The sequence below is a fragment of the Pseudonocardia kujensis genome (assembly GCF_021283305.1).
Classification (GTDB): Bacteria; Actinomycetota; Actinomycetes; order Mycobacteriales; family Pseudonocardiaceae; genus Pseudonocardia; species Pseudonocardia kujensis.
Map to the genome: position 1 here is coordinate 125,140 of NZ_JAJSOK010000001.1, position 25,830 is coordinate 150,969.

The following is a 25,830-nucleotide window of genomic DNA, read 5'->3' on the forward strand; positions in this document are numbered from 1 at the left end:
CCGCGGTCCCCGGACCAGCGCGTCCGTACCCTGGGGAGGGTGAGCGTCCGACTCTTCGACACCCTGACCAGGACGCAGCGGGACTTCGTGCCGCTGCGGGCCGGAGCCGTGTCGATGTACGTCTGTGGCGCCACGGTGCAGGGGCTGCCCCACATCGGGCACGTCCGCAGCTCGCTGAACTACGACGTGCTGCGCCGCTGGCTGGGACATGCGGAGCCGGGCCGCGAGGGTCTCGACGTCACGTTGGTCCGGAACGTCACCGACATCGACGACAAGATCCTGCGCAAGGCGGCCGAGGCCGGCAGGCCCTGGTGGGAGTGGGCCGCGACGCACGAGCGGGCCTTCTCCGCGGCGTACGAGGCGCTGGGCTGCCTGCCGGCGTCGCTCGAGCCGCGGGCCACCGGGCACGTCACGCAGATGGTCACCTACATCGACCGGCTGATCGAGGGCGGGCACGCCTACGCCGCGGGTGGGGACGTCTACTTCGCCGTCCGCACGTTCCCGGACTACGGGCGGCTGTCGGGCCAGAAGGTCGACGACGTCGCACAGGGCGAGGGCGACCAGAACGCCAAGCGGGACCCGCTCGACTTCACGCTGTGGAAGGCCGCCAAGCCGGGCGAGCCGTCGTGGCCCACCCCGTGGGGGCCGGGCCGGCCGGGCTGGCACCTCGAGTGCTCCGCGATGGCCACCACCTACCTGGGGCCGGAGTTCGACATCCACGGTGGCGGCCTCGACCTGGTGTTCCCGCACCACGAGAACGAGCGCGCCCAGTCCTGCGCGGTGGGGGACCGGTTCGCGCGGTACTGGCTGCACAACGCATGGGTCACCATGGGCGGCGAGAAGATGTCGAAGTCGCTCGGCAACACGCTGGCGATCGACGCGCTGCTGCAGCGGGTCCGCGGCGTCGAGCTGCGCTACTACCTCGTCGGCCCGCACTACCGGTCGGCGATCGAGTACTCCGACGCCGCGTTGTCCGAGGCCGTCGCGGCGTTCCGGCGGATCGAGTCGTTCCTGCACCGCACCGGCGAGCGGGCCGGCGCGCCCGGCGTCGCCGATCGGGTGCCGGCGGAGTTCGCCGCCGCGCTCGACGACGACCTGGGCACGCCCGGCGGCCTCGCCGTGCTGCACACCACGGTCCGCGAGGGGAACGCCGCGCTCGACTCCGGGGACAGGAAGGCGGCGACCGCGGCGGCCGAGTCCGTGCGCGCGATGGCCGCCGTGCTCGGCGTCGACCCGCTCGACCCGCGGTGGCGCGGAGGCGACCGGGGCGACGAGGCCGCGCTCGGCGCACTGACCGCGCTCGTCGAGGAGCTGCTGGAGCGCCGCCAGGCCGCCCGCAAGGCGAAGGACTTCGCCGAGGCGGACGCGCTGCGCGACCGGCTGCTCGCGGCGGGCATCGCCGTCGAGGACGGCGCCGACGGCCCCACGTGGTCGCTCAAGAACGCCTGAACCAAGAGACAGGGAACATGGCCGGCAACTCCAAGCGCCGCGGTGCGGTGCGCAAGGATGGCACGAAGAAGGGCGCCGTCGTCGGCTCCGGGGGCCAGCGCCGCCGCGGGCTCGAGGGCAAGGGCCCGACGCCCCCCGCGTCCGCACGCAAGGGGCACCCGGCCCAGCGCCGGGCGGCGGCGAAGGACCGCCGGGCCGCGGCGGGTACCCGCGGGCGCCGCCCCCAGGACGGCGACATCCCCGAGACCGTACTCGGCCGCAACCCCGTGCTGGAGTGCCTGCGCGCCGGGGTCCCGGCCACGGCGCTGCGGGTGGTCGTCGGCGCGACGTCGGACGAGCGGGTGGCCGAGTCGGTGCACCTCGCCGCCGACGCCGGGCTGTCGATCCTCGAGGTCGAGCGCGGCGAGCTGGACCGGATCTCCGGCGGTGCGCTGCACCAGGGCGTCGCGCTGCAGATCCCCTCCTACGAGTACGCGCACCCGGACGAGCTGCTGGAGGCGGCGTCGGAGTCCGGGCAGCCGGCCCTGATCGTCGCCCTCGACGGCGTCACGGACCCGCGCAACCTGGGCGCGGTCGTGCGCTCGGTGAGCGCCTTCGGCGGGCACGGCGTGGTCGTGCCGCAGCGCCGCTCGGCGGGGATGACGGCGGTCGCCTGGCGGACCTCGGCGGGCACGGCCGCTCGGCTGCCGGTCGCCCGCGCCACCAACCTCACCCGGACCCTGCGCGAGTACGCGCAGACCGGGCTGATGGTGGCCGGTCTCGACGCCGAGGGCGACGTCTCGCTCGACGAGTTCGACCTGGCCACCGACCCGCTGGTGATCGTCACCGGCTCGGAGGGCAAGGGCCTGTCCCGGCTCGTCCGCGAGTCCTGCGACGTCACGGTCTCGATCCCGATGGCCCGCGAGGTCGAGTCGCTCAACGCCTCGGTCGCCACGGGTGTGGTGCTGGCCGAGGTCGCGCGTCGCCGCCGCCAGGCCTGAGGCCGGAGCGTCCTCGGGGCCTGCCGGCGCGCAGCACTGCCCGTGCTCCGCGCTGTGCGCGGCGGGCTGATCGTCCACACTGTGCGCGTGAGCAGGAACGACACCGCGGAGACCCTCCCGTGGATGCGCGCGGGCACCGAGCACCTGCTCGCCGTGGTCGAGGGGATCCCCGACGACGAGCTGGGCGTCCCCAGCGCGCTCCCCGGCTGGACCCGCGCCCATGTGGTGGCTCACGTGGCGCGCAACGCCGAGGCCCTGGTCCGGCTCGCGACCTGGGCCCGCACCGGCGTCGAGACGCCGATGTACCCGAGCCCCGAGGCCCGCGCCGCGGAGATCGAGGAGACGTCCGGCCGGCCGCCGGAGGTCCTGCGCGCCGAGCTCGCCTCGACCGCGCGGGAGCTCGACGAGGCGCTCGGCGCGCTCACCCCGGAGCACTGGGAGGCGACGATCCGCAACGCCCAGGGCCGGGAGATCCCGGCGACCGAGATCCCCTTCCTGCGGATCCGCGAGGTCTGGGTCCACGCGGCCGACCTCGGCACGGGTGCGTCGCTCACGGACCTGCCCGCCGGGGTCGTCGACCTCCTGCTCGACGACGTCGCGGCCACCCTGTCCGGTCGGGAGGGCTGCCCCACCCTGCTGCTCGCCCCGACCGACCGCGAGCGGGTGTGGCAGCTGGGCGATCCGGGCGCGACCCCAGCGCCGGTCGCGTCGAGCCCGGGCGAGTCGATCCCGGCCGAGTCGGCGCCCCTGGGTGAGCGGGAGACCACAAAGGCGCCGGCCGTGGACATCGTCGGCTGGCTGACGGGGCGGGCCCCGGCGAGCGTGCTCCCGGGGACCCCGCCCGAGCTGCCGCGCTGGCTCTGACCGCGGCTCAGGCGGTGCGCACGCGCCCCCGGACCCGGCCCACGAGCCGGCAGACCAGGTAGGCCAGGAACGCGATCGTGGCGACGTAGCCCGAGATGGGCAGGCCCGGCGCCAGGCTCAGGAAGGTGCCGCCGAGCAGGGCGAGCTCCGCGATCCCGATCGCCAGCAGCGTGGCGGCCAGCGGGTTCGAGGTGACGCGCGCGGCCGCCGCGCCCGGGATGATCGTGACCGAGAGGACGAGGATGGCGCCGACGATCGGCACCGCCAGCGCCGTCGTCAGGGCGACGAGGACCGCGAAGAGCGGCGACAGCAGGCGCGTCGGCACCCCGCGGGCCACGGCGACGTCCGGGTCGGCGCTCGCGAAGAGCAGCGGCCGGTACACCACCGCCAGGATCGCCAGCACCACGATCGTCACAATGACGAGAACGGCGATGTTGCTGGAGTCGACGGACACGATCGAGCCCGTGAGCAGGCCGAACTTGTTCGACGCCCGGCCCTCGTAGAGCGCCAGCAGCAGCACGCCGAGGCCCAGGCCGAAGGCCAGCACGACGCCGATCACGGAGTCCCGCTCGCGCTGGCGCAGGCCGAGCACACCGAACACCAGCCCGGCGACCACCGCCCCGACGACCGCCCCGACGCTCACCGAGATCCCGACGAGCAGGGCCGCGGCCCCGCCGGTGAAGGCGAGCTCGGCCGTGCCGTGCACCGCGAACCCCATGCCGCGGGCGACGACGAGCGGGGCCAACGCGCCCGCCACCAGGCCGAGCAGGGCGGCGGCGAGGAAGGCGTTCTGCACGAACGGCAGGCCCAGCAGCTCGCCGACGCCCTCGAACCCGAACAGCCTGCTCACGTCACCGACTCCAGCGCGTCGTGGTGGACGTGCTGGTCCTCGGCGCCGACGACCACGAGCCGGCCCTGCACCCGCACGACCTCGACGTCCGTGCGGTACAGCGCGGAGAGCGTGGCCGACGTCATCACCTCGTCCGGCGTGCCGACCCGGAACCGGCCGCCGACCAGGTAGAGGACCCGGTCGACGAGCGGCAGCACCGGGTTGATCTCGTGTGTGACGAACACGACCGCGGTGTCCGCGGCCCTGCGGCGCTCGTCGATCAGCCTGCTCACCGTGCGCTGGTGGGCGAGGTCGAGGGAGAGCAGCGGCTCATCGCAGAGCAGCACGCGCGGGTCGCCGACCAGCGCCTGGGCCACGCGCAGGCGCTGCTGCTCGCCGCCGGAGAGCCGGCCGACCGGGGAGCGGGCGTACGAGGTCGCGCCCACCGCCTCGAGCGCCGCGGCCACCTTCCGTCGCCGCTCCGCGCGCCCCCGCAGGCCGGGGCCGAAGCGGTGCCCGTCGAGCCCGAGCCCGACGAGGTCGGCGCCGCGCAACGGCATGTCCTCGGCCAGGGCCTTCTGCTGCGGGATGTACCCGATGCCGCCCGCACCGCGGCGGGCCGGCCCGCCCGCGATCCGGACCTCCCCGGCGTCGAGCTGCTGGAGGCCGAGCAGCACGCGCAGCAGGGTGGTCTTCCCCGAGCCGTTGGGCCCCAGGACCGCGAGGAACTCGCCGGGCCGCACGTCGAGGTCCAGGCCCTCCCACAGCACCCGCTTGCCGAACGCGACCCGCGCACCGCGCAGCGCCACCGCCGCGGTGGTGGTCGACGACGCGGAGGACGCTGCCGAGGACCTCTCGGCGGACCCTGCGGGGGGCGTCGGGGTCATGACCTCATTGTTCACGCCGCTGCGCTCAGGGCGCCCGCCAGGGCGTCGAGTTGGGTGCCCTGCCAGGCGACGTAGGAGTGGACGCCCTCGGGCAGCGTCTCGCTGACCTCGACCACGGGCAGCCCCTTCGCCTTCGCGGCCTCCTCGACCTTCCGGGTCGACGGGCTCTCGGTCTGGCTGTTGGCCACCACCGCCTTCACCGGGTCCGGCCCGTCGACGACCTGCAGGGTCGAGGCCAGCACCGCCGCCGCCGGATCGGTGCCCTCCTCGACGGCGGCGCTGAACGCCTCGGGCGTGGCGTTCTGCAGGCCGGCGGCCTCGGTCAGGTACAGCGGCACGGGCTCGGTGACCGCGATCCGCTGCCCGGAGTGCGCGGCCTTGATCGTGTCGACCTTCTGCTGCAGCCCGTCGAGGTCGGCCCCGAACCTCTGGGCGTTCGCGGTGTAGGTCCCCGCGTTGCCCGGGTCGGCCGTGCCGAGGTCCTTCGCGATCTCGTCGGCGACCTTCCGCACGGTCGGCAGGCTGTACCAGACGTGTTCGTTGAACTCGCCGTGGTCGTGGCCGTCCCCGTCCGTGTGCCCGGCCTCGGGGGCCCCGGGCAGGCCGGAGAGCTGCACGGCGTCGATCACCGGGGCCTTCGTGCCGGAGGACTCGACGAGCCGGGAGGCGAAGTCGTCGTAGCCGCCGCCGTTGACCACGACGAGCGCGGCCCGGGCGACGTTCGCGGCGTCGGCGGGCGTGGACTCGTACTCGTGCGGGTCGGCGTCGGGCGAGTCGATCAACGAGGTGACCTGCACGAGGTCGCCGCCGACGGCCGAGGCGATGCTGCCGTACACGTCGGTCGAGGCGACCACGGCGACCTTCCCGTCCGTGGCGGACGCCGGTGCTGACCCGGTTCCGCCGGCGTCGGATCCCGCGCCGCAGGCGGTGAGGGACAGCAGACCGGCGGCCGCGAGGAAGGTGGTGGCGAGGCGCGTTCTCATCGTGGGTCGTGCTCCGTATCAGGCTGTGCGCATGCTTTTATTGAAAACCGTTGTCACTTCACTCTAGCGGGTGGTGGTGAGCCGGGCTACCGGGTGCCCACCGTGGGCGGCTACCTTTCGTGACATGACCGGTTCACCCCACGTCAGGCGGCCCGCGACGCTCGCGTCGCTCGCCGCGGAGCTGGGCGTGTCCCGTACCACCGTCTCCAACGCCTACAACCGCCCCGACCAGCTCTCCGCGCCGCTGCGGGAGAAGGTCCTCGAGGCCGCGCGGCGGCTCGGGTACCCGGGCCCCGACCCGGTGGCGCGCTCGCTGCGCACCCGGCGCGCCGGCGCCGTGGGCCTGCTGCTCACCGAGGCGCTCTCCTACGCCTTCCGCGACCCGGTGGCCACGGGCTTCCTCGAGGGGCTGGCGCTGGCGTGCGAGCAGGCCGGGCAGGGGCTGCTGCTCGTGCCGGTCAGCCCCGAGCACGCCGACGTGGCCGCCGTGCACCAGGCGGGCGTCGACGGCTTCGTCGTCTACTCCGTCAGCGAGGACGACCCGCACTTCCGCGCCGTGCTGGAACGCCCGGTGCCCACGGTCGTGTGCGACCAGCCCGTCGGCGTCGAGGGCGTCGACCGGGTCAGCGTCGCCGATCGCGAGGGCATGCGCGCGCTCGGTGCGCACCTCACCGCGCTGGGGCACCGCAAGATCGGCGTGCTCTGCATGCGGCTCGGCCCGCAGCGGCACGACGGGCCGGCCGACCTCGTCCGGCAGGAGAACACCTCGTACCCCGTGCAGCGCGAGCGCATCGGCGGGATCCGCGACGCGCTCGTCGACGCGGGCGTCGACGGGGCCGCGGTGCCGGTCGTCGAGCGGTTCGAGCACAGCCCGGAGGCCGGGGCGTCGGCCGCGCGCGAGCTGCTGGCCTCGCACCCCGACGTCACCGCGCTCGTCTGCACCTCCGACGTGCTGGCGATCGGCGCGCTGCAGCACGCGGTCGAGGCCGGGATCCCGGTGCCGGACCGGCTCACCGTCACCGGGTTCGACGGCGTGCCGGAGGCCGAACGGGTCGGCCTGACGACCGTGCGGCAGCCCGTGCGCCGCAAGGGGCAGGTGGCGGGCGAGCTGCTGCTGCAGCGCGGCGAGCGCAACAAGCCGAAGCAGATCGTGCTGCCCACCGAGCTCGTCGTCGGCGCGACCAGCGGCCCGGCCACGCAGACGGAGAAGTTCTTCTCGGGCTGGTGACCGCCCCGCGCCGACGGTCCGCTCAGGCCGTCGGACCTGCGACGTCGTCCGGCCGGAGCTCGGCCGTCACCGCACGGGCGAGGGCGGCGACGTCCTGGCCCGGCCCGGGCGCGACGTTCCCCTCCAGGATCAGCGACGCCAGCCCGTGCACCAGCGACCGCGCGGCCAGCCGCCGCGCCCGGTCGCGCCCCTCGCCCGCCAGCACCGTCGCCGCGCGCGCCCGGGCCGGACCCGCCACATCTTGCCCGTGACGAGTCAGCGGCGGGCGCGGGCGAGCGTCCGCAGCACGACCGTGACCGCCTCCGGGTCGGCGACGCGGTGCTCCGCGGCCGTGTCCCCCTCGCCGACCTTCACCCCGACGTCGCCGGGGCGCAGGCGGGTGAACACGGACTCGTCCGTGACGTCGTCCCCGGCGAAGAACACGGCGTCGGCGCCGAGCCGTTCGCGGAGCAGATCGACCGCGGAACCCTTGCTGACCTGCAGGACGGCAAGGTCGATGACCGCCTTGCCCTCCGTGGAGTCCACGCCCTCCCACGTGCCGGGCCCGGCCCGCACGGCGTCGAGCACCCGGGTGCCGACCTCCGGCGCGGCGTTGCGCACGTGCACCGCGACCCCGGCCGGCTTGTGCTCCAGGGTCACGCCGACCTCGCCCTCGACCAGGTCGACGAGGGCGAGGGTGAGCTTCTCCTTGAGGTCCTGCTGCGCCGGGCCGAGCAGGGAGCCGTCGCCGTCGGTCAAGCCGGGCCCGTACTCGGCGCCGTGGCTGCCGACCATCCGGACCGGCTCCGTGAAGCCGGAGACGGTGCCCAGGTCCGTCAGACCGCGCCCCGACAGCAGGACGACCGTGGTGCCCGGGGCCTCGGCGAGCTCGCGGACCGCGGCGGCCGAGTCCGGCAGGGGACGGGCGTCGGAGGGTACGGGCACGATCGGGGCGAGCACGCCGTCGAAGTCCAGGGCGACGAGCAGGGTGCCGACCCCGCCGAGCCGGTCCAGCGCGTCGGACAGGGCCGGGTCCAGGCCGTCGGGCGGCGATTCCGGCTCAGCCATCGGCGGGCTCCAGGCCCAGCGCGGCGAGGAAGGACCTGGCCCACCGGTCCACGTCGTGCGTCATGACCTGCTTGCGCAGCGTCCGCATCCGCTTGCGGCCCTCCTCCGGCGGCATCGTCAGCGCCGCGTACAGCGTCTCCTTCACCCCGTCGGTGTCGTGCGGGTTGACGAGCAGGGCGCTGGTCAGCTCGGCCGCGGCGCCCGCGAACTCGGACAGCACCAGCGTGCCGCCGAGGTCGTGGCGGCAGGCCACGTACTCCTTGGCGACGAGGTTCATGCCGTCCCGCAGCGGCGTGACGAGCATGACGTCCGCGGCCAGGAAGAAGGCCGCCAGCTCCTCGCGGGGGAGCGACTGGTGCAGGTAGTGCACGGCGGGGTGGCCGACCTTCGCGAACTCGCCGTTGATCCGGCCGACGGAGAGCTCGATGTCGTCGCGCATCCGCTGGTAGTGCTCCACGCGCTCCCGGCTCGGCGTGGCGAGCTGGATCATCACCGCGTCCTCGGCGGTGATCCGGCCCTCCGCCAGCAGCTCGTGGAAGGCCCGCAGCCGGACGTCGATGCCCTTGGTGTAGTCCAGCCGGTCGACCCCGAGGATGATCTTCTTGGGGGTGCCGAGGTCCTCGCGGATCTCCGCCGCCCGCTTGACCACGGCGTCGGTGCGGGAGAGCTGGTCGAGCTGCGCCGCGTCGATGGAGATCGGGAAGGCGCCCAGCTTCACGGTGCGCCGCCCGACCGTGACCTCGTTGCGGTTGCGGACGGCCCCGGCGCCGGCGAGGCGCGTGGCGAGCCAGCGGAAGTTCCGCACGCCGCCCGCGGTGTGGAAGCCGATGACGTCCGCGCCGAGCAGACCCTCGACGATCCGGGTCCGCCAGGGCAGCTGCATGAACAGCTCGGTGGGCGGGAACGGGATGTGCAGGAAGAAGCCGATCCGCAGGTCGGGGCGCAGATCGCGGAGCATCCCGGGCATCAGCTGCAGCTGGTAGTCCTGGATCCAGACGGTGGCGTTCTCGGCGGCGACCTTCGCGGTGTAGTCGGCGAAACGCTGGTTGACCTTCACGTACGCCTGCCACCAGTGCCGGTGGAAGGCCGGCGGGGCCACGACGTCGTGGTACAGCGGCCAGAGCGTGCCGTTGGAGAAGCCCTCGTAGTAGTTCTCGACCTCCTCCGCGGTGAGGCCGACGGGGTGCAGCTGCAGGCCGTCCTCCACGAGCGGGCCCACGTCCGCGTCGGGCACCCCGGGCCAGCCGATCCACGCGCCGTCCCGCGCGCGCAGCATGGGCTCGAGGGCGGTGACGAGCCCGCCGGGGCTGCGCTTCCAGCGCTTGCTCCCGTCGGGCAGTTTCTCCAGGTCCACGGGCAGCCGGTTGGCCACGACCACGAAATCGGGCGGCGGAAGCTCGGACGAACTGTTGCGGGCCACGTGATCCTCCTCGCGCCGCCGGCGCGGCCGTCGCCGGCGGATCCTCGAGGAGAACCCTACTGACCGCCGGGCAGGTTCGCGGGTTCCGAATCTTCGACGTCGGCGGGCGCGGCGGACTCGGTCTCGCCCGAGACGCTCCGCAGCCGCGGCCGGGCGAGGAACTCACCGAAGGTGACGCCGGCCGCGAGCGCCAGTCCGATGGCCAGCGCGAGCGTGACCGTGACCAGGCCTTCGGAGAGCCCTTCGACCGCGAGCTGGTAGAAGCCGCGGTACGCGGTCAGACCGGGCAGCAGCGGCGTGACCCCGGCGAGCGTCACGACCAGCGAGGACACCTGCCGGGTCCGCCGCAGCAGTCCGGCCCCGATGCCGATCACGATGGCCGAGATCCCCGTGGCGGCCACCGGTCCGATGCCCGAGTACTGGTTCAGCCCGCTGTAGACGCCCCAGCTCACCGCACCCGTCCCGGCCGCGAACAGCAGCGCGCGCAACGGCGCGTAGCCCGCCAGGGCGTAGCCGGCGGCAGCCACCGCACCTGCGAGGAGGGCCAATGTGAAGCGCCCGACGCTCGCCGACACGGTGCCCGCGACGTCGAGCGCGACGCCGACCGCGAAACCCAGCTTCAGGCCCAGGACGACGCCGGTCAGCAGGCCCGCCGACAGGAGTGTGATCTCCGCGACCCGACCTGCCGCGGTGACGTAGTAGCCGGAGATCGCGTCCTGCACGGTGCCGACCACGGACAGCCCGGACAGCAGCACGGTGATCGACGACGCCACCACCAGCGACGGCCGCGTGCCCGGCGGGAACAGCCCCAGCGCGAACAGCCCGATCGTCACGGTCGTGGCCAGCAGGCCGCCCGTGACCTGCTGGAAGAAGGCCGGCAGGCCCCAGCGGTTCAGGATCCGCCCGATGCGGTCGATCGCGCCCGTGACCAGGAAAGCCGTGATCGCCGTCACGGCGCCGCCCCCGAGCAGGATCGCGATCGAGCCGGCCAGCGCGCCCCAGCCCGCCGTCGCCGTCCAGCGCGGGTAGGGATGGCGGGCGTTGATCGCGTCGTCGAGCGCGCGGGCCGCGGCCCGCACGTCGAGCCGGCCCTCCATCACGGCGTGGACCACGGTGTCGACGGCTGCGAGCCGGGTCAGGTCCAGCGTCTTGTACTTGACCAGCCGCATCGACGTGACCGGCGAGGCCGCGTTGCCGCGGTGGCAGCAGATCGTGATGGAGGTGAACGTGATGTCCACGTCCACCGCAGGCAGGCCGCAGATCTCCGCGAGCCGCAGCATGAGGTCTGTGACCACCCCGACGCTCTCCCCGCTGGAGAGCTGCACCTCGCCCACCCGCATGCAGAAGTCGAGGACCTCCTGCACCCGGGCGTCGTCGGGAACCTGCGGCCCGACCATGAGCATGGGCAGCGTCGGCGGACCCGCCGCGAGGAGTCGGCGGGCGTCGCGCTTCAGCGTCGCCCGGAGCCGGTTCGCCAGCCGCTCGGCGGGGTTGAGCTCGTCCACCACAGGGCAAGGCTGCCAAACGACCGCGGCGCTCTACGATGTGGGCTGCCGGGCGTGAGTCCGGTGGTGCCGGTGTAGCTCAGTGGTAGAGCAACTGTCTTGTAAACAGTAGGTCGTCGGTTCGATCCCGACCTCCGGCTCGGCTCTGACCAGCAGGTTCTGGTTGGCTTCAGTGAGACGAAAACGTCGCGTGGCATCAACCGTGGCGCGAACGCCGTTGTCTTGCTTCCACGGCGCGAGCGTCGGCGCCCGGCCAGAGGTCCTCCGCGCCCTGACACCGGGCAACCGGGCCGAGCCGAAGATGCTGTCCTTCCACGCCCACCGCAGCCTCACCGACCGCGACACCTTTGTGCTGGTGGAGCACTACAGCGACCCGGACGGCTACGACGAGCACCGGGCGACCGCCGCGTTCCGGGAGCACGTGCTCAAGATCTACTGCCCCGTCTGCGGGATCGGCAGATAGGTACCTACGAGCTCCTGGAAGCAGATGGCGACGACGAGTGACCCTGCACCCGAGCCGGGACAAGGGGGTTGCCTGAAGCCATGGCCTGGTACGGCACCGGATCATCGAATGTTGTTGGCCATGCCGGAGACTTCCCTCTCTGCAACCAGGCCCACGGACGACCTTGAGATGATCGGTCGCGCCGAGTGCTTACGGCTGCTGAAAGCCTCGGACGGGTGATCTACACCGAGCACGCCATGCCCGCGGCACATCCGGTGACATATGTGCTCGTCGGCGAGAAGGTGCTCTTCGCAGCCGTGTGTTTGGCGGCTGCTCGTTCACCAGCAGCGCGACTCCGGCCCGCTGAACGGTCTCCGCTGGCGGCAACGCCTTTCGTCTACACCACTGATTCATACCAGTCGCGGTGACCGCCCACAGTCGACGGCGGGGACAGCTGCGCTCAGAGCGACGAAATGACCACCACATGCACCGACGACGCGCTGCAGGGGCGTGGAAAGACCGCTCGTCAGCTGAGCTGAGGCCGCGGAGTGGCTCGTGCAAACCCACGGTGGGCGCCTTCTGGATCACCGTGACGCGCTCAGCGCTGGTCAGCTAGAGGCAGCCAGCGATTCCTCGGGTGCGCGCTGCCACGCGACCTTGAGGCGTTCGAGATGGTTCGCGAGATGGTGGGTCGCTGCCTCGTGCGCCGACTCCGGATCGCCCGCTTCGAGGGCCCGGAGGATCGCGGTGTGCTCGGAGAGCATGTCGTCCAGGTGCGGTCCCCACGGCGTCGAGTACGTGGCGATCATGATCTTGGATTGGATCCGGGTGAGGTTCTCGACGAGGCATGCGTTCCCGCTGTGGGCCTGAACCTGCTGATGGAATTCGAGGTCGGCCGCGCGCACGGCTCCCGTGTCTCCGGCCTGCACGGCCCGGTCCAGACGATCGTGAATAGCCCGCAGTTGGTCGAGGTCGGCCCGGTTCAGTGAAGGCGCAGCGAGGCGGGCGGCTAGCCCTTCCAGCGCGCACCGTACAACCAGGGCGTCCAGCAACTCGTCGCGACTCGGCTCGGCGATCAACGCCCCGCCCGCGGTCAGGCGGATCAGTCCCTCGTTGACGAGTCGCTCGAGCGCAGCGCGTACCGGGCTTCGGCTCATCCCCAGCTCAGCGGCCAGCGTCACCACGCTGACCTTCTCCCCAGGGCGGAAGTGCCCGTCGAGGACGGCGCTCCGCAACTGGTCATAGGCCAGCTCGGCCAAGCTGCCGGGCCGGGCCACCTGTTCGAGTGCCATCGACTGCCCCTACGTCCCCTACCTCATCGGTTGCATGCAGCGTACAGGTGGCAGCTCAGGCTCGCCCGCTTGACAGATCTGCATGCTGCATGCAGCATAGCTCGGCATCTCTTTCTCGACGACTGGTTCAGGGTGGCGTCAGTGTCGTTGCACGAGCTTGACAGCCGGCAGGTCAGTGAGGCGGACTTCCGCGCGGCCATGGGTTCGGTGTGTGGTCCGGTGACGGTGGTGACCGCGGCGGAGGGCGGAGCACCGCGGGGGACGACGGTGAGCGCGTTCTGCTCGCTGTCGCTGCGCCCGCCGCTGGTGATGGTCGCGTTGGATCTTTCGTCGCGTCTGCTCGCCCACATCCGCCGGTCACAGCGTTTCGGGGTGAACCTTCTGGGCCGTCACCAGGTCGACCTCGCGCGCGTGTTCGCGACGAAGGGCGATGAGAAGTTCGCTGGGGTCGCCTGGCGCTCGGCGCAGGGGGTGCCGCGGCTGGATGGGGCCGCGGGCTGGCTTGCGTGCGATCTGGACGCGCTGGTGCCGTGTGGTGACCACGCCATCGTCGTCGGCGCGGTGACCGACGCTCATTCCGCTGACGCGGAGCCGCTGGGGTATGTCCGGCAGAGCTTCGGCGTGCTCGCACCTCCGGCCTAGATCGCGGCGCGCGTCGCGTCTCCCAGACGAGAAGAAGGCGATTGGTTGTGATGTTGACCAGTGCAATGAGTGCGCCGGTTGCGCCGGGCTTGCAGCGCGGCGAGTGCGTCGTGCTCCTGGCCGGTGCAGACGGGTCTCGGGAAGGCGGTGCACTCCTCGTTCTCGCCGCCGCGACCACCACGGCCGCGACCGTGGCGTTCGTCGTGCGCTACAGCAGCGGTCTGTTGCAGGTGACGGTCACCGACGAGGACTGCGTGCGCCTTCAGCTACCCCCGATGGTCCCGTGGCCGGCTGCTTCCGGTGGGCTCACCGTGTCGGTGGACCACGCGGTGGAGTGCACGACCGGGATCTCCGCGTCTGACCGTGCGCGAACGATCCGTGCCCTCGCTGCGCCTGACTCGACCCCGGCGACCTTCGTTCGTCCTGGCCACGTGCTTCCCTACCGGATCCCTACGCCCGGAAGCCTCTCTCGCGGCAACATCAGCAGCGGCGGTGGCGAGAACGCCGCGCTGGCCGCGGCATCCCTGATCGGAGCGTGTGGCCTGGGGCCGCATGCGGCCTATGCGCACCTCGTCACCGACGAGAGCGCCCCTCATCTCGCCACGATCGAGGACGGGTATCGCTTCGCGGCCGAGCACCGACTCGACGTGGTGACCACGGCCACGGCACCGCGGGAGCTCATTGGGTCGATCTCCTGACTATCGGCCCTCGCTACCGGTCCGCACACCCGGCCGGCCTGCCGGCCCTGCGCCATCAGCCCGGGCCGGCCATGAAACCAAACGCGCCAGCGCGAACCCCAACAGGAGGGCCCCTCATGCGCATTGCCAATCTGTCCGGTCGGGCCTGCCTGGTGGCGGGGAGCCCGGGGACCGAGCGGGCGATCGAGATCAGCGTGGCGTCCGGCGGCCGCTTCAGCTCCAGTTTCGACGAGCTGTATGACCAGTGGGACCAGGTACAGCGCTGGGGCGGCGACCTCGACCCCGACGCTGCGGCGAGGCTCGGGATTCCGATCGATCGCGCCCTGCTGGGACCGCCGTCGCCGTCGCCGTCGCAGGTCTTCGCGATCGGGCTCAACTATGATCAACACGCCGCCGAGTCGGGTTTCGAAGTGCCGGCGGATCTGCCGCCAACCTTCACCAAGTACGTTTCGAGTTTCACCGGCCCCGACAGCGTGGTCGAACTGCCCGCGGGTGGGCAGATCGACTGGGAGGTCGAGCTCGTCGCCGTCATCGGTCGTCGCGCCTCCGCCGTGAGCGAGGCTGAGGCCTGGTCACACGTTGCCGGCCTCACGCTTGGCCAGGACCTCTCGGACCGAGGCTCACAGTTCCTCGGCCCGGCTCCGCAGTTCTCACTCGCCAAGTCCTTTGCCGGCTTCTCGCCGCAGGGCCCGTGGCTGGTGACGCCGGACGAGCTCTCCGACCCGGACGACGTTGAGATCGGCTGCCGACTCGACGGAGCTGAGGTGCAGAAGGCACGTACCCGCCAGCTCATCTTCCCCGTCTCCGCGCTGGTGGCCCGCTTGTCGCGGATCGTCACCCTCTGGCCGGGTGACGTGATCTTCACCGGCACGCCGGCCGGTGTCGGGATGGGGTGTACGCCGCCGCGCTTCGTCGAGTGCGGCTCGCGGCTCGACAGCTGGGCCGAAGGCATCGGCGAACTGCACCAGACCTTCGTCAACTCCCCAACTCCCACATCCCGGCAGCCGTCCGAATAAGCGGTCGTTCCGCGCTGGTGCGCCCCCGAGTCAGGGCCGCCCGGGACCCCCGAGTGTCTCGATCTTTTCGCATTCTGCCCCACCCCCTACTTCTCGGCACTCACCCATCGCGCAAGGATCCTCACAGAAGACATCACGAGCACTCGAAGGAACGTCATGCAGCTCCCTGAATCGGCACGCGAACTCATTCTCAGCGGCGCGATCGCTCACATGGTCACGATCAACCCCGACGGCGGGCCGCAGGTCAGCAACATCTGGGTCGACGTAGACGGCGACGACCTGATCTCCGGCCATTTCGGCGAATACCGGAAGATCAGGAACATTCGCCGCGACCCCCGGGTTGCGTACTCCTTCACGGCGCCGGAGCCCATGCCGAATGGGATGCACCCCAACCTTGTCCTCTACGGCACCGCCGAAATCCTCGAAGGTGGTGCTCCCGAGCTCGTCCCCCGACTCGCACTGCGCTACGTGGCCCCGGACTTCGACTACCCGGTGCCAGAAGGCCGGCCGGCGGGGTTCACGATCCGCACGACGATTCGCCGGATCGCCGGCGTAGGCCCCTGGATCGGCTGATCGCTGCCTGAAGGAGCGCTATGTCCAATGATGGTCCTGGCCGGTCGAGTATCGGCGACATCGCCCCGACACTCGCTGCCCTCACCGACGACATCCTCTACGACCAGATCTGGGAACGGCCTGACCTCGACAAGCGCGACCGCAGCCTGGTCACGGTCGCTGCACTCGTCGCGCTCTACCGACGTGATGAACTCGACCTACACCTGCGGACGGCACTGCAGAACGGCGTGACTCTCGATGAGCTCGTCGAACTGATCACCCATCTCGCCTTCTACACGGGATGGCCAAACTCAGTCACAGCACTGAACCGGCTCCGGACGATTCTTCTCGAGCAGACGCCGTAGCGGTGCGCGCTCGCGGGACCTCGCCCAGTCGAGGTCATTGACGAGCAGCGCATGTTCGGCGGAGCGGGAAACCCCCCAGCGAGCCGACCCGAGTAACCCTTCGATTGGAGAGCCAGATATGAGCATTCGCGGGATCGAGCACATCGGAATCACCGTCCCAGATATCAAGCAAGCAACCGAGTTCTTCGTGAACGCCTTCGACGCCATCTACATGTACGACATTATCGATTCACCGATTGGTGGAGAATGGATCGAGGAGGGGCTCGGAGTGCCCGAGGGGACAACGATCCAGTCGATTCGGGTATTGCGACTCGGCAATGGTCCGAATATCGAACTTTTCGACTACTCGACAGCGGGGCAACAGGCAGCCGCCCTGCCCTGCGACCTGGGCTATCAGCATGTCGCGATCTTTGTAGACGACATCGCCGCGGCATCAGAGAAGCTGGAAAGGGCCGGTGCTCGGATCCTGGGGGGCGGGGCGCATGATCTGCCGGGAGCCGAAGCGGGCGAGGGGTGCCAGTTCCTGTACGCCAAGACGCCGTGGGGGAGCACCATTGAGCTCGTCACGTATTCCTCCCTGCAGGCTTACCACGCTGTGACCACTTTCCGTAAGTGGACGCCGGAGCCCAGTTCAAAGTAGCTCGCACGCTCCACAACGACCCGATCGCGAACGGCTCGCGCGATCTCGCCTGCGAAATCCACCTTGCGGGTTCTTGCGGTTCGAATCGCTGGGGCGAACAAGTAACTGCGGCGATGGTGAAGGATCTTCCGCGCAATCGAGGCTTCCTGGCCCTGGTGCCTCGGCCTTCTTCCCACGCTGATCGCGATTTTGTTCGGCGGACCGCGGCTAGAGCCCGATGGGGATCGACCGGTGGGCACCTGGAGGAGCGAGAGCAATGCGAGCAGCGGTACTCCGCGGCTATGGGGATGCGGCCCAGCTGGCGGCGGGTGAGGTTCCCGATCCCGAGCCGCAGGCAGGGTCGGTGGTGGTGCGGTTGCACGCTGCCGCGCTGAACCCGCACGACGTCCTGGTCCGACAAGGCCGGTTCGCGTCCCCACTTCCACACGTGATCGGCAGCGACGGGGCGGGTGTGCGAGTCGACGATGGCGCGGAGGTGGTGATCCTTCCGTCGCTGTGGTGGGGGTCCGACGAACGGGCGCCCGGTGCCGACTGGCAGATCCTTGGTGACCATGTGCCGGGCACATACGCGGAGTACGTCCGCGTCCCGGCTGACTGCGTTGCGCCGAAGCCGGCTGGGTGGGACTGGGCCCAGGCGGCGGCTCTGCCGCTGGTGGGGCTGACCGCATACCGAGCGCTGTTCACCCGGGCTCGCCTTCAGAAGGGGGAATCGCTGCTGGTGCTCGGGGCGGGCGGCGGCGTGGCAACAATGGCGGTGAACCTGGCCGTCGCGGCTGGCTGCCACGTCTGCGTTACGTCCTCTTCTGAGAAGAAGATCGAGGCGGCGTGCAGGCTGGGTGCCGCTGCCGGGGTGGACTACCGCGATCCCGGCTGGCCGGCGGCAGCGCGAAGACTCTCCCCCAGGGGAGCCGGATTCGACGTCGTGCTCGACCCGGTCGGACGGTGGGCGCACGCCTTGGAGGCGGTGCGAGCCGGTGGTCGGCTCGTGGTGCTGGGCGCGGCTCAGGCCGAACGCGCGAACATCGACGTGCGCCGGTTCTTCTTCGGCCAGTACGACCTGCTGGGTACGACGATGGGAAGTCCGGCGGACTTCGCGGGGCTACTCCAGTTTGTCGAACATGGGAAGCTGGCCCCGCCACCGATCGCAGCCGAGTTCGGTTTGGACGAGGCAGCCGACGCACACCGATTCCTGGAGTCCGGTGCCGGGTTCGGCAAGGTCGTCCTCCGGATCTGAGGCCGACGGGGGGGGGGGGCACTCCTTTCCGGTACATTCCCGGCAGTCCCCAAGCGGATCGTTCAAAGCCATATTTCTTGTCACTGCTTTGCCGGGAGGCGCGATGGGGGCAATTGCAGGCCTCGAGTTGGGCTCGTTCGGGATCTGGACGTTCGACTTCGAATACCAGTCGGCCGGCATGGTGCGTGATTCCGTGCAGGAACTCGAAGAGCTCGGTTGGGGCACGGTCTGGATCCCGGAGCTGCTCGGGCGTGAGGCCCTGACTCATGCCGGCTTCCTGCTGTCCAGCACGGAGCGCATGGTCGTCGTCAACGGCATTGCACAGATCTGGTCGCGGGGGGCGTACTGGACTCGGGGTGCCGCTCTGCTGCTGGCCGACGCCTACCCGGGTCGCCACGTCCTTGGGCTCGGCTTCGGCGGCAGCAAGAATGACCACCTCAGCGCGACGCCGTTGCAGGCGATGCGCACCTACCTGGACGAGATGGACGGGGCACGGAGCGTCAACCCTGTTCCGAGGGCCCCGATGCGCCGGCTGCTCGCCGCCTATGGGCCGCAGATGCTCGAGTTGGCGCGCAACCGTGCCGCCGGGGCTCACACCTACCACGTGACCGTGGCGCACACGGCGCGCGCGCGTGAGGTGCTGGGCCCTGACCCGCTGCTCGCCGTGGAGCACCCGGTGCTGTTCGTGACCGACCCCGCTCGGGCCCGCGAGATCGCACGTGAGCACCTCCACGGCTATTTGACCAGCAAGTACAACGTGGCCAAGTTCCGGCGTCTCGGCTACACCGAGGCCGACATCGACGGCGGCCGCGGAAGCGACCGGCTCGTGGACGACCTGGTGTTCTGGGGCGACCTCGACACCATCGTCGACAAGTTGCGAGGCCACCTCGACGCCGGGGCTGACCATATCGGCATACAGGTCATCGGCGTGCAGCCTGGCGAATCAGCTTTGCCGCACTGGTGGCAGCTGGCCGAGGCACTTCTCGTCCCGTAACTGCCTGGTCCTCGCCGGTGGCCGATCTCCAACGCGCGGACCGCGTCGACAGTCGGCGGAGGCCGCTCTCAGAGCAGCAGCGAGGGCTCTCCCTGTGTTTCTGCGAGGTCCACAAGGCCTGCCTGGCTGTCGCGCCGGGCCTCCGCCGTCATGGTCGAGCCCGCCGCGGGCAGCGAGAGTCGCTCGCGGCGGGCTCTTGGTGCCTCGTGCCGAGTCCCGGGGGAGGGGGGCCCGCCCGGCACCTCGACAACCAGCACGACCTGCGGGCCGCATTCCGAGTGCAAGGCGACCTCCGCGCTATCGGAAGCGCACCCGATCCGCGGTGAGCTCGTCGACGGTCGTGGCCCCGAGCAGTTGCATGGTGCGTCGGACATCGCTGCGGAGGATCTCCAGGACCCGGTCGACTCCCCTCTCCCCGGCCGCCATCAGCCCGTAGAGATAGGCTCGCCCGATCAAGACTGCGGTGGCGCCCAGGCAGACCGCGGCGACGATGTCGGCGCCGGACATGACACCACCGTCGACGTAGACCTCTGCCCGCCCGTCGAGGGCCTTCACCACGGCGGGCAGCTGCTCGAGGGGGGTGGGAGCCCGGTCGAGCTGGCGACCGCCGTGGTTGCTCAGAACGACGGCATCCACGCCGGCGTCGACAACCGAAAGCGCGTCCTCGACCCTGGCCAGGCCTTTCACGACGAGCTTGCCCGGCCAGATCTCACGCAGCCAGTGAACGTCACGCACGGTGGCGGACGGGTCGAACATGAGGCTGCCGAGCTCGGCCACGGTGCCGGCGAACGAGGACAACGCCGCGAACTCCAGCGGCGGCGTGGTCAGCATGTTGAACCACCACCAGGGCCGGACCGCACCGTCGAGGAACGTGCGCAGGGTCAAGGTGGGCGGGATGGTCATGCCGTTGCGGACATCCCTGAGCCGAGCCCCGGGGACCGGGGTGTCGACGGTGAGCACGAGGGTGCCCAAGCCGGCGGCGCGGGCGCGGCTGATCAGCTCGTGCGTCCGGTCGCGGTCGCGCCACAGGTACAGCTGGAACCAGTGGTCGGCACCCGGAGCCGCCGCGGCCAGATCCTCCGGCGAGGTAGTACCCATGGTCGACAGCGCGTAGGGCAGCCGGGCACGTCGAGCCGCCCGCCCAACGGCGATCTCGCCCTCGTGGTGAAGCATGCGGGTGAACCCGGTCGGGCCGAGCACCAGAGGCGCGCTGGTCGAGGCGCCCAGCACGGTCGCGCTGGTGTCGATCGCGCTGACATCGCGCAGCACGCTCGGCCGGAACTCGACCGTGTCGAACGCCTCGCGGGAGCGCCGCAGCGACACCTCACGCTCGGCACCCCCGTCCACGTAGTCGAACACGGCCCGCGGAGTGCGCCGACGGGCGGTCCGCCGCAGGTCCTCCACGGACGCGGCCGCAGCGGCGCGGCGCCGGCGCCCGTCAAGGAGTACCGGGCGTGGCTTGAGCAGTGGCGCGAACTCCGACCAGCGCGGTACCCGGCGGCGGACGGTGGACGAATCGAGCTGAGCGATGGCCGTCGGATGCAGCGCGACCGGCGGAAGGTCGTGGTAGCCGTTCGTGCGCTCGCCGGGGATGCCCGACGAACCGCCGTGGTCCGTGGCCCGGTTGCTGAGAGTCATGTGCGAGATCCCTTCTCTCGACTCCAGGCAGTCTGCATGCTGCATGCAGAAGCGTCAACGCCGTCGCCGGCTACTCCTTGACAGTGCTGCATGCAGCATGCAGACTGCCTCTACCTCAGCGTCCGGTCCGCCGGTCGGTTGGCCGCAAGGGCGGACCTGAGGCGCGCCGTGTCCCGCCCTCGCAGTTGCCTCCGACCTCGGGCGATCGGGCAGGCGAGCATCACCGGAGAGCTTCGCCGGCGGCAGGCGCTATGAGAGGAGCAGTCATGAGGATCGTCCTACCTCTTCCGGATCGTGACTTCGACACGACCGAGTCCGCCGTGTCCTGGGCGGCGTTCGTCGACGCGGGATTTGAGGTGGCTTTCGCGACCGAGCACGGCGACGTCGGAGAATGCGACCCCTTCCTGCTCGGTACCGGTTGGCGGTACACGTTGCCGGCCGGGCCGGAGGCAGTGGCTGCGTATCGGCGGATGCAGGCCGACCCGGCCTTTCTGAAGCCGATTCGCTACGACGAGATCGCAGTCGACGACTTCGACGCCATGCATTTGTCCGGGGGCCACTCCAAAGGCATGAAGCAGTATCTCGATCACCGGGGTCTGCAGCGGACCGTGGCGAAGTTCGCCGCGGCGGGAAAGACCATCGGAGCGATCTGCCACGGCGTGCTTGTTCCGGCCCGTGCGATCGATCCGACGACGGGGCGCAGCATCCTCTACGGGCGCCGGGTCACGACGCTGACCAAGCCGTTGGAGAGCTGGGCGCTGCGGACGACCTGGTACCGGGTGGGACGGCGGTACCGCACCTACCGGCTCTACACCGAGGACGAGGTGCGGCGCGCCGTCGGAGCATCGGGAGAGATCGTCCGCGGTGAGTCGTTCGAGAAGCCGCTCGTGGTGGTCGACGGCCAGTTCGTCACCGGACGCTATCCGGTCGATGTCCCGGAGTATGCAGCCACATTGATCTCGGTGGCGCAGGAACGCACGCGGGAAAAGGCCTAGCCGACCCGCCCATCGCAAGTCATCTCATCGTAGAGGAGACAGAAATGACCCCACCGGAGACGAATGCGCTCTTCGGCGACAACACGCTGAAGCTCGGCATCTTCGGTCCGAACTGCGACCACGGATGCTCGATGACGCTGGTCGACGACGCGTTCCACCTGACCTGGGATGCGACGAAGAAGATCGCTGTCACCGCCGACCGGGCGGGGTTCGAGGCGCTGGTTCCGGTCGCGCGCTGGAAGGGGATCGGGGACAACGAGTTCAACGGCCGTAACTTCGAGACCTACACCTGGGCGGCCGGTCTTGCCGAGGCCACCGAGCGCATCACGCTGGTGACCACCTCGCACGTGCAGTCGACGCACCCGGTCGTCGCGGCCAAGGCAGTCGCCACGATCGATCACATCAGCGGCGGCCGTAGCTGCCTCAACGTGGTCAACGGGTGGTTCCAGCCCGAGTTCTCCATGTTCGGCGGCGAGTTCCTCGACCACGACGAGCGCTACGCGTATGCCACGGAGTGGTACGAGATCGTGCAGCAGCTGTGGACGACCCCCGGAGAGTTCGACTACAAGGGCCGCTTCTTCACCCTCGAGGGCGGCTACTCGCTGCCCAAGCCCGTCCGCTCGCCGCACCCGCCGCTGATGAACGCCGGCGGTTCGGAGGCCGGCCGCAAATTCATCGCAGACAACTGCGACATCGGCTACATGCTCCTGACCAACCACGACGACCTCGAGATCGGTCGTCGCCAGATCGAGGAACAGAAGGAGCGCGCCGCGGCCAAGGGCCGCGATGTCCGCCTCTGGACCACGGCCTACGTCGTGCAGCGCGACACGAAGGAAGAGGCCGAGCGCTACCTGCAGTACTTCGCGGCCGAGCACGGCGACGACAGCGCCGGTGAGACCGCGGCACGATTCCTCGGGCTGAGCAGCGAGATCATGCCCAAGGACGCGTGGAACTCGTTCCTGGTGCACCTCAAGGCCGGCTACGGCGGATTCCCGCTGGTCGGCACGGCCGACGACATCGCCGAGCGTCTCGCCGCGCTCTCCGAGATCGGCCTCGACGGAGTCGCGCTGAGCTGGGTGGACTACCTCGACGGGCTGGACCGCTTCACCACCGACGTGCTGCCCAAGCTTGAGCAGGCCGGGCTCCGCAAGCCCTACGCCGGCCATCTCGGCTGAGCCATCGGACCCTGAGCGGCGCCGGAACAAGCCTCACAGGGCTGACCGGGAGACGCGATACGTCCGCTCCCGCCGGATGGGCGCGCAACGGGCCTGCGCGACCGCGCGCCCATCCTCCCCGGCCCGACCAGCGAGCCCATCAGAGCGCTCGAGATCGAACGACGCACCACCTCCTGGAACGAGAAGGGCGGGAACGGGAAGGGCCATGGCTGAATACGAGGACGTTTTCCGGGCCAGTGTGGAGGACCGGGAGGGGTTCTGGTTGCGGGCGGCGGGGGCGTTGGATTGGCACCGGGCGCCGACGCGGGCTCTGGATGAGTCGAATCCGCCGTTTTATCGGTGGTTCCCGGACGGGGAGCTCAACGTGGCGCACAATGCGTTGGATCGCCATGTCGAGGCGGGGCGGGGTGAGCAGGCGGCGTTGGTCTACGACTCGCCGGTCACCGACGCCAAGCGGACCTACACCTACGCGCGGCTGCGCGACGAGGTCGCCACCTTCGCCGGGGTGCTGCGCGGGCTGGGGGTGGGCCGTGGGGACCGGGTGGTGGTCTACATGCCGATGGTGCCGGAGGCGGTGGTCGCGATGCTGGCCTGCGCCCGGCTGGGCGCGGTGCATTCGGTGGTGTTCGGCGGGTTCGCGGCCAAGGAGCTCGCAGTCCGCATCGACGACGCCGCCCCGAAGGTCGTGGTCTCGGCCTCGTGTGGGATCGAGGGCTCCCGGGTCATCGCGTACAAGCCACTGCTGGACCGCGCGATCGAGCTGTCGGCGCACAAGCCCGAGCGCCAGGTGATCCTGCAGCGCCCGCAGGCCCAGGCCGCCATGGGGGACACCGACGTGGACTGGGCCGACGCGGTGGCGACCGCGTCCCCGGCCGATCCGGTGCCGGTGCCCTCGACCGACCCGCTCTACATCCTCTACACCTCGGGCACGACCGGCAAACCCAAGGGCGTGGTGCGTGATGGCGGCGGCTACGCCACCGCACTGGCGTGGTCCATGCCCAACGTCTACGACGTCTCGGCCGGGCAGACGATCTTCACCGCGTCGGACGTGGGCTGGGTGGTCGGGCACTCCTACATCGTCTACGCCCCACTGCTGGCGGGCGCGACGACCGTGCTCTACGAGGGCAAGCCGGTCGGCACCCCGGACGCCGGGCAGTTCTGGCGGGTGATGGCCGAGTACGGGGTGCGGTCGATGTTCACCGCGCCGACGGCGTTTCGGGCGCTGAAGAAGGAGGACCCGAACGGCGAGTACGCCCGCAAGTACGACCTGTCCTCGCTGAAGTACCTGTTCCTGGCCGGGGAGCGCCTGGACCCGGAGACCTACCGCTGGGCCTCGGCACTGCTCGAGATCCCGGTGATCGACCACTGGTGGCAGACCGAGACCGGCTGGCCGATCGTGGCCAACCCGGCCGGGATCGAGCTGCTGCCGATCAAGCCGGGCTCGCCGACCCGGCCGCTGCCGGGCTGGGACATCCAGGTCCTCGACACCGACGGCAAGCCCGTGCCGGCCGGGCAGGACGGCGCGATCGTCGCCAAGCTGCCGCTCCCGCCCGGGGCGTTCCCGACGCTGTGGAACGACGACGAGCGGTTCGTCAAGTCCTACATGTCGGCCTTCGAGGGCTACTACCTCACCGGCGACGGCGGCCGGATCGACGACGACGGGTACGTGTTCGTGATGGGCCGCACCGACGACGTCATCAACGTCGCCGGGCACCGGCTGTCCACCGGTGGGATGGAGGAGGTCCTGGCCAGCCACCCGGACGTGGCCGAGTGCGCGGTCATCGGCGTCGCCGACCAACTCAAGGGCCAGATCCCGCGCGGGTTCGTGGTCCTCAAAGCCGGCGTGGACGCCTCCGCCGAGGGCTATGAGGACACGCTGCGCGCCGAGCTGGTGCAGATGGTGCGCGACCAGGTCGGCGCCGTCGCCGCCCTCAAAGACGTCGCGATCGTGGCGGCACTGCCCAAAACCCGCTCCGGGAAAATCCTCCGCAAAACCATGCGCGGCATCGCCGACGGCACCAACGAACCCGTGCCCTCCACCATCGAAGGCACCGACGTCCTCGACACTCTCCGCCCGGTGTTGGTGAGAGCCACCAACGCCAGTAGCGAGCGGCGATGAGCGCGGCGGGCGGGACGGGTCAGCGTGATCGGGGTGAGCCGCAACGGCGCCTTCCCGTTCCGGATGGAGGCGGCGCAGACCAAGGAGCTGCAGTTCGCGATCGGCCTCTGCTCGGCGCAGCGCGAGCTGCCCGCCCTGATCTCGCTCGCCACGGCGGGTCGGCTCGCGCCGGACCGGCTGATCACCCACCGGCTGGGGCTCTCCGAGGGGCCCGCCGCCTACGCCATGCTCGCCGACCGCACCGGCGGCGTCGGCAAGATCGTCCTGGACCCGGCCCGATGATCGCCCGCGAGCAGCGCGGGGCGGTCACCGTCCTGACGATCGAGCACGGCCCGGTCAGCGCCATGGACCTGGAGCTGTGCCGCGCACTCACGGCCGAGCTCTCCATGGTGACCGGGCCGGTTGTTCTGACGGGCGCCGGCCGTGCCTTCTCAGCGGGCGTCGACCTCCGGCGGCTGCTGGATGGGGGTACGGCGTACGTCCGCGAGTTCCTCCCCGCCCTGGACGAGCTGATCACCGCGGTCTTCGCGCTGAACGTCCCGGTCGTCGCGGCGGTCAACGAGCATGCGATCACCGGGGGCGCCGTACTGGCCGCAGCCGCGGAGCGGGTGCTGATGGCCGACGGGCGCGGTCGCTTCGAAGCACCGGAGCTGACGGTCGGGGTGGCGTTCCCACAGTCCGCGCTGGAGATGTGGTGCCGCCGCGTCGACGACGGCTGGACCGCCCGCTACCTCGAACAGACCACGGGGAAGCGCTGATGGGAACCCTCGACGGCCGCACCGCCGTCGTCACCGGGGGATCGCGCGGCATCGGCCTGGCGATCGCCCGGACCCTGC

At 70.9% G+C, this 25,830-nt stretch carries 26 protein-coding genes, 1 tRNA gene and 1 pseudogene; 19 read left to right on the forward strand and 9 right to left on the reverse strand.

The genetic code is table 11. The features are described 5' to 3' along the window. Positions 1-39 precede the first annotated feature (39 nt). From cysS to LWC35_RS00585, 3 genes are all read left to right on the forward strand, one after another. A complete protein-coding gene (cysS, locus tag LWC35_RS00575; RefSeq protein ID WP_232867849.1) occupies positions 40-1,449 on the forward strand; it encodes a cysteine--tRNA ligase in 1,410 nt (469 codons plus the stop codon). Positions 1,450-1,466: 17 nt separating this feature from the next. Next, complete coding sequence (gene rlmB, locus LWC35_RS00580; RefSeq protein ID WP_232867850.1) at positions 1,467-2,429, forward strand: 23S rRNA (guanosine(2251)-2'-O)-methyltransferase RlmB; 963 nt, start codon at positions 1,467-1,469, stop codon at positions 2,427-2,429. Positions 2,430-2,516: 87 nt separating this feature from the next. Next, positions 2,517-3,293 carry a maleylpyruvate isomerase family mycothiol-dependent enzyme gene (locus LWC35_RS00585; protein ID WP_232867851.1) on the forward strand — a complete coding sequence of 259 codons (777 nt, stop codon included), beginning with the start codon at positions 2,517-2,519 and terminating at the stop codon, positions 3,291-3,293. Between the two features lie 7 nt (positions 3,294-3,300). Here LWC35_RS00585 and LWC35_RS00590 read toward each other — a convergent pair whose 3' ends face one another. The 3 genes and pseudogenes from LWC35_RS00590 to LWC35_RS00600 form a co-directional block, all read right to left on the reverse strand. Continuing rightward, on the reverse strand, positions 3,301-4,143 hold the full coding sequence (locus tag LWC35_RS00590) for a metal ABC transporter permease (protein ID WP_232867852.1): 843 nt from the start codon (positions 4,141-4,143) through the stop codon (positions 3,301-3,303). After that, positions 4,140-4,871 (reverse strand): annotated as a pseudogene (locus LWC35_RS00595) (metal ABC transporter ATP-binding protein); the annotation flags it as partial. The gene LWC35_RS00590 and the pseudogene LWC35_RS00595, both read right to left, overlap by 4 nt. A gap of 149 nt (positions 4,872-5,020) precedes the next feature. Continuing rightward, positions 5,021-5,992 carry a metal ABC transporter solute-binding protein, Zn/Mn family gene (locus tag LWC35_RS00600; protein WP_232867854.1) on the reverse strand — a complete coding sequence of 324 codons (972 nt, stop codon included), beginning with the start codon at positions 5,990-5,992 and terminating at the stop codon, positions 5,021-5,023. Positions 5,993-6,116: 124 nt separating this feature from the next. On the opposite strand from LWC35_RS00600, the gene LWC35_RS00605 reads away from it, so the two are divergent. Next, complete coding sequence (locus LWC35_RS00605; RefSeq protein ID WP_232867855.1) at positions 6,117-7,220, forward strand: LacI family DNA-binding transcriptional regulator; 1,104 nt, start codon at positions 6,117-6,119, stop codon at positions 7,218-7,220. Positions 7,221-7,242: 22 nt separating this feature from the next. Here LWC35_RS00605 and LWC35_RS00610 read toward each other — a convergent pair whose 3' ends face one another. Genes LWC35_RS00610 through LWC35_RS00625 form a run of 4 tightly spaced genes read right to left on the reverse strand, consistent with a single transcriptional unit; the run spans position 7,243 to position 11,195 of the window. Beyond that, positions 7,243-7,458 (reverse strand): hypothetical protein, encoded by a 216-nt coding sequence (locus LWC35_RS00610; RefSeq protein WP_232867856.1) that lies wholly within the window; start codon positions 7,456-7,458, stop codon positions 7,243-7,245. Positions 7,459-7,475: 17 nt separating this feature from the next. Continuing rightward, positions 7,476-8,267 carry a trehalose-phosphatase gene (gene otsB / locus LWC35_RS00615; RefSeq protein WP_232867857.1) on the reverse strand — a complete coding sequence of 264 codons (792 nt, stop codon included), beginning with the start codon at positions 8,265-8,267 and terminating at the stop codon, positions 7,476-7,478. After that, the gene (locus LWC35_RS00620; RefSeq protein ID WP_232867858.1) at positions 8,260-9,687 is read right to left on the reverse strand and encodes an alpha,alpha-trehalose-phosphate synthase (UDP-forming); all 1,428 of its coding nucleotides are present in this window, start codon (positions 9,685-9,687) and stop codon (positions 8,260-8,262) included. Before LWC35_RS00620 ends, otsB begins: the two co-directional genes overlap by 8 nt. Before the next feature lie 56 nt (positions 9,688-9,743). Then, positions 9,744-11,195 (reverse strand): threonine/serine exporter family protein, encoded by a 1,452-nt coding sequence (locus LWC35_RS00625; RefSeq protein WP_232867859.1) that lies wholly within the window; start codon positions 11,193-11,195, stop codon positions 9,744-9,746. Between the two features lie 65 nt (positions 11,196-11,260). Between LWC35_RS00625 and LWC35_RS00630 the strand changes: the two genes are divergently transcribed. Next, positions 11,261-11,332: transfer RNA gene (locus LWC35_RS00630), tRNA-Thr, on the forward strand. Positions 11,333-11,382: 50 nt separating this feature from the next. Then, positions 11,383-11,655: a putative quinol monooxygenase gene (locus LWC35_RS40025; protein WP_232867860.1), complete on the forward strand. Its 273-nt coding sequence runs from the start codon at positions 11,383-11,385 to the stop codon at positions 11,653-11,655. 587 nt (positions 11,656-12,242) lie between these two features. Here LWC35_RS40025 and LWC35_RS00640 read toward each other — a convergent pair. Then, entirely contained in the window at positions 12,243-12,926 is a 684-nt protein-coding gene (locus tag LWC35_RS00640; RefSeq protein WP_232867861.1) for a GntR family transcriptional regulator, read from the reverse strand. A gap of 69 nt (positions 12,927-12,995) precedes the next feature. Between LWC35_RS00640 and LWC35_RS00645 the strand changes: the two genes are divergently transcribed. From LWC35_RS00645 to LWC35_RS00680, 8 genes are all read left to right on the forward strand, one after another. Next, positions 12,996-13,568, forward strand: coding sequence for a flavin reductase family protein (locus LWC35_RS00645; protein ID WP_232867862.1), 573 nt, complete (start codon positions 12,996-12,998; stop codon positions 13,566-13,568). A 50-nt stretch (positions 13,569-13,618) separates the two neighbouring features. Continuing rightward, on the forward strand, positions 13,619-14,266 hold the full coding sequence (locus LWC35_RS00650; RefSeq protein WP_232867863.1) for a 3,4-dihydroxy-2-butanone-4-phosphate synthase: 648 nt from the start codon (positions 13,619-13,621) through the stop codon (positions 14,264-14,266). A 116-nt stretch (positions 14,267-14,382) separates the two neighbouring features. Then, the gene (locus tag LWC35_RS00655) at positions 14,383-15,282 is read left to right on the forward strand and encodes a fumarylacetoacetate hydrolase family protein (RefSeq protein WP_232867864.1); all 900 of its coding nucleotides are present in this window, start codon (positions 14,383-14,385) and stop codon (positions 15,280-15,282) included. A gap of 156 nt (positions 15,283-15,438) precedes the next feature. Then, positions 15,439-15,855 (forward strand): PPOX class F420-dependent oxidoreductase, encoded by a 417-nt coding sequence (locus LWC35_RS00660; protein WP_232867865.1) that lies wholly within the window; start codon positions 15,439-15,441, stop codon positions 15,853-15,855. 20 nt (positions 15,856-15,875) lie between these two features. Next, positions 15,876-16,199, forward strand: coding sequence for a carboxymuconolactone decarboxylase family protein (locus LWC35_RS00665; protein ID WP_232867866.1), 324 nt, complete (start codon positions 15,876-15,878; stop codon positions 16,197-16,199). A 118-nt stretch (positions 16,200-16,317) separates the two neighbouring features. Continuing rightward, positions 16,318-16,839, forward strand: coding sequence for a VOC family protein (locus LWC35_RS00670; protein ID WP_232867867.1), 522 nt, complete (start codon positions 16,318-16,320; stop codon positions 16,837-16,839). A gap of 256 nt (positions 16,840-17,095) precedes the next feature. Next, positions 17,096-18,073, forward strand: coding sequence for a zinc-binding dehydrogenase (locus LWC35_RS00675; protein WP_232867868.1), 978 nt, complete (start codon positions 17,096-17,098; stop codon positions 18,071-18,073). Between the two features lie 103 nt (positions 18,074-18,176). Next, positions 18,177-19,067 carry a TIGR03620 family F420-dependent LLM class oxidoreductase gene (locus LWC35_RS00680; protein ID WP_232867869.1) on the forward strand — a complete coding sequence of 297 codons (891 nt, stop codon included), beginning with the start codon at positions 18,177-18,179 and terminating at the stop codon, positions 19,065-19,067. 297 nt (positions 19,068-19,364) lie between these two features. On the opposite strand, the gene LWC35_RS00685 is transcribed toward LWC35_RS00680, so the two are convergent. Further along, complete coding sequence (locus LWC35_RS00685) at positions 19,365-20,705, reverse strand: alpha-hydroxy acid oxidase (protein ID WP_232867870.1); 1,341 nt, start codon at positions 20,703-20,705, stop codon at positions 19,365-19,367. Between the two features lie 266 nt (positions 20,706-20,971). Here LWC35_RS00685 and LWC35_RS00690 point away from each other — a divergent pair, with 266 nt between their 5' ends. From LWC35_RS00690 to LWC35_RS00710, 5 genes are all read left to right on the forward strand, one after another. Further along, entirely contained in the window at positions 20,972-21,700 is a 729-nt protein-coding gene (locus LWC35_RS00690) for a type 1 glutamine amidotransferase domain-containing protein (RefSeq protein ID WP_232867871.1), read from the forward strand. Between the two features lie 44 nt (positions 21,701-21,744). Next, positions 21,745-22,875: an LLM class flavin-dependent oxidoreductase gene (locus LWC35_RS00695; RefSeq protein ID WP_232867872.1), complete on the forward strand. Its 1,131-nt coding sequence runs from the start codon at positions 21,745-21,747 to the stop codon at positions 22,873-22,875. 205 nt (positions 22,876-23,080) lie between these two features. After that, positions 23,081-24,994 carry a propionyl-CoA synthetase gene (locus LWC35_RS00700; RefSeq protein WP_232867873.1) on the forward strand — a complete coding sequence of 638 codons (1,914 nt, stop codon included), beginning with the start codon at positions 23,081-23,083 and terminating at the stop codon, positions 24,992-24,994. 33 nt (positions 24,995-25,027) lie between these two features. Then, a complete protein-coding gene (locus LWC35_RS00705; RefSeq protein ID WP_232867874.1) occupies positions 25,028-25,276 on the forward strand; it encodes an MDR/zinc-dependent alcohol dehydrogenase-like family protein in 249 nt (82 codons plus the stop codon). Next, positions 25,273-25,752 (forward strand): enoyl-CoA hydratase/isomerase family protein, encoded by a 480-nt coding sequence (locus LWC35_RS00710; RefSeq protein ID WP_232867875.1) that lies wholly within the window; start codon positions 25,273-25,275, stop codon positions 25,750-25,752. Before LWC35_RS00705 ends, LWC35_RS00710 begins: the two co-directional genes overlap by 4 nt. Positions 25,753-25,830: the final 78 nt, after the last annotated feature.

Bases quoted from the DNA above. Each gene is read 5' to 3' on its own strand.
- rlmB (WP_232867850.1), top strand. From the start codon at position 1,467: ATGGCCGGCAACTCCAAGCGCCGCGGTGCGGTGCGCAAGGATGGCACG.
- LWC35_RS00600 (WP_232867854.1), bottom strand. From the start codon at position 5,992: ATGAGAACGCGCCTCGCCACCACCTTCCTCGCGGCCGCCGGTCTGCTG.
- LWC35_RS00605 (WP_232867855.1), top strand. From the start codon at position 6,117: ATGACCGGTTCACCCCACGTCAGGCGGCCCGCGACGCTCGCGTCGCTC.
- otsB (WP_232867857.1), bottom strand. From the start codon at position 8,267: ATGGCTGAGCCGGAATCGCCGCCCGACGGCCTGGACCCGGCCCTGTCC.
- LWC35_RS00640 (WP_232867861.1), bottom strand. From the start codon at position 12,926: ATGGCACTCGAACAGGTGGCCCGGCCCGGCAGCTTGGCCGAGCTGGCC.
- LWC35_RS00650 (WP_232867863.1), top strand. From the start codon at position 13,619: ATGTTGACCAGTGCAATGAGTGCGCCGGTTGCGCCGGGCTTGCAGCGC.
- LWC35_RS00655 (WP_232867864.1), top strand. From the start codon at position 14,383: ATGCGCATTGCCAATCTGTCCGGTCGGGCCTGCCTGGTGGCGGGGAGC.
- LWC35_RS00660 (WP_232867865.1), top strand. From the start codon at position 15,439: ATGCAGCTCCCTGAATCGGCACGCGAACTCATTCTCAGCGGCGCGATC.
- LWC35_RS00665 (WP_232867866.1), top strand. From the start codon at position 15,876: ATGTCCAATGATGGTCCTGGCCGGTCGAGTATCGGCGACATCGCCCCG.
- LWC35_RS00670 (WP_232867867.1), top strand. From the start codon at position 16,318: ATGAGCATTCGCGGGATCGAGCACATCGGAATCACCGTCCCAGATATC.
- LWC35_RS00675 (WP_232867868.1), top strand. From the start codon at position 17,096: ATGCGAGCAGCGGTACTCCGCGGCTATGGGGATGCGGCCCAGCTGGCG.
- LWC35_RS00680 (WP_232867869.1), top strand. From the start codon at position 18,177: ATGGGGGCAATTGCAGGCCTCGAGTTGGGCTCGTTCGGGATCTGGACG.
- LWC35_RS00685 (WP_232867870.1), bottom strand. From the start codon at position 20,705: ATGACTCTCAGCAACCGGGCCACGGACCACGGCGGTTCGTCGGGCATC.
- LWC35_RS00690 (WP_232867871.1), top strand. From the start codon at position 20,972: ATGAGGATCGTCCTACCTCTTCCGGATCGTGACTTCGACACGACCGAG.
- LWC35_RS00695 (WP_232867872.1), top strand. From the start codon at position 21,745: ATGACCCCACCGGAGACGAATGCGCTCTTCGGCGACAACACGCTGAAG.
- LWC35_RS00700 (WP_232867873.1), top strand. From the start codon at position 23,081: ATGGCTGAATACGAGGACGTTTTCCGGGCCAGTGTGGAGGACCGGGAG.
- LWC35_RS00710 (WP_232867875.1), top strand. From the start codon at position 25,273: ATGATCGCCCGCGAGCAGCGCGGGGCGGTCACCGTCCTGACGATCGAG.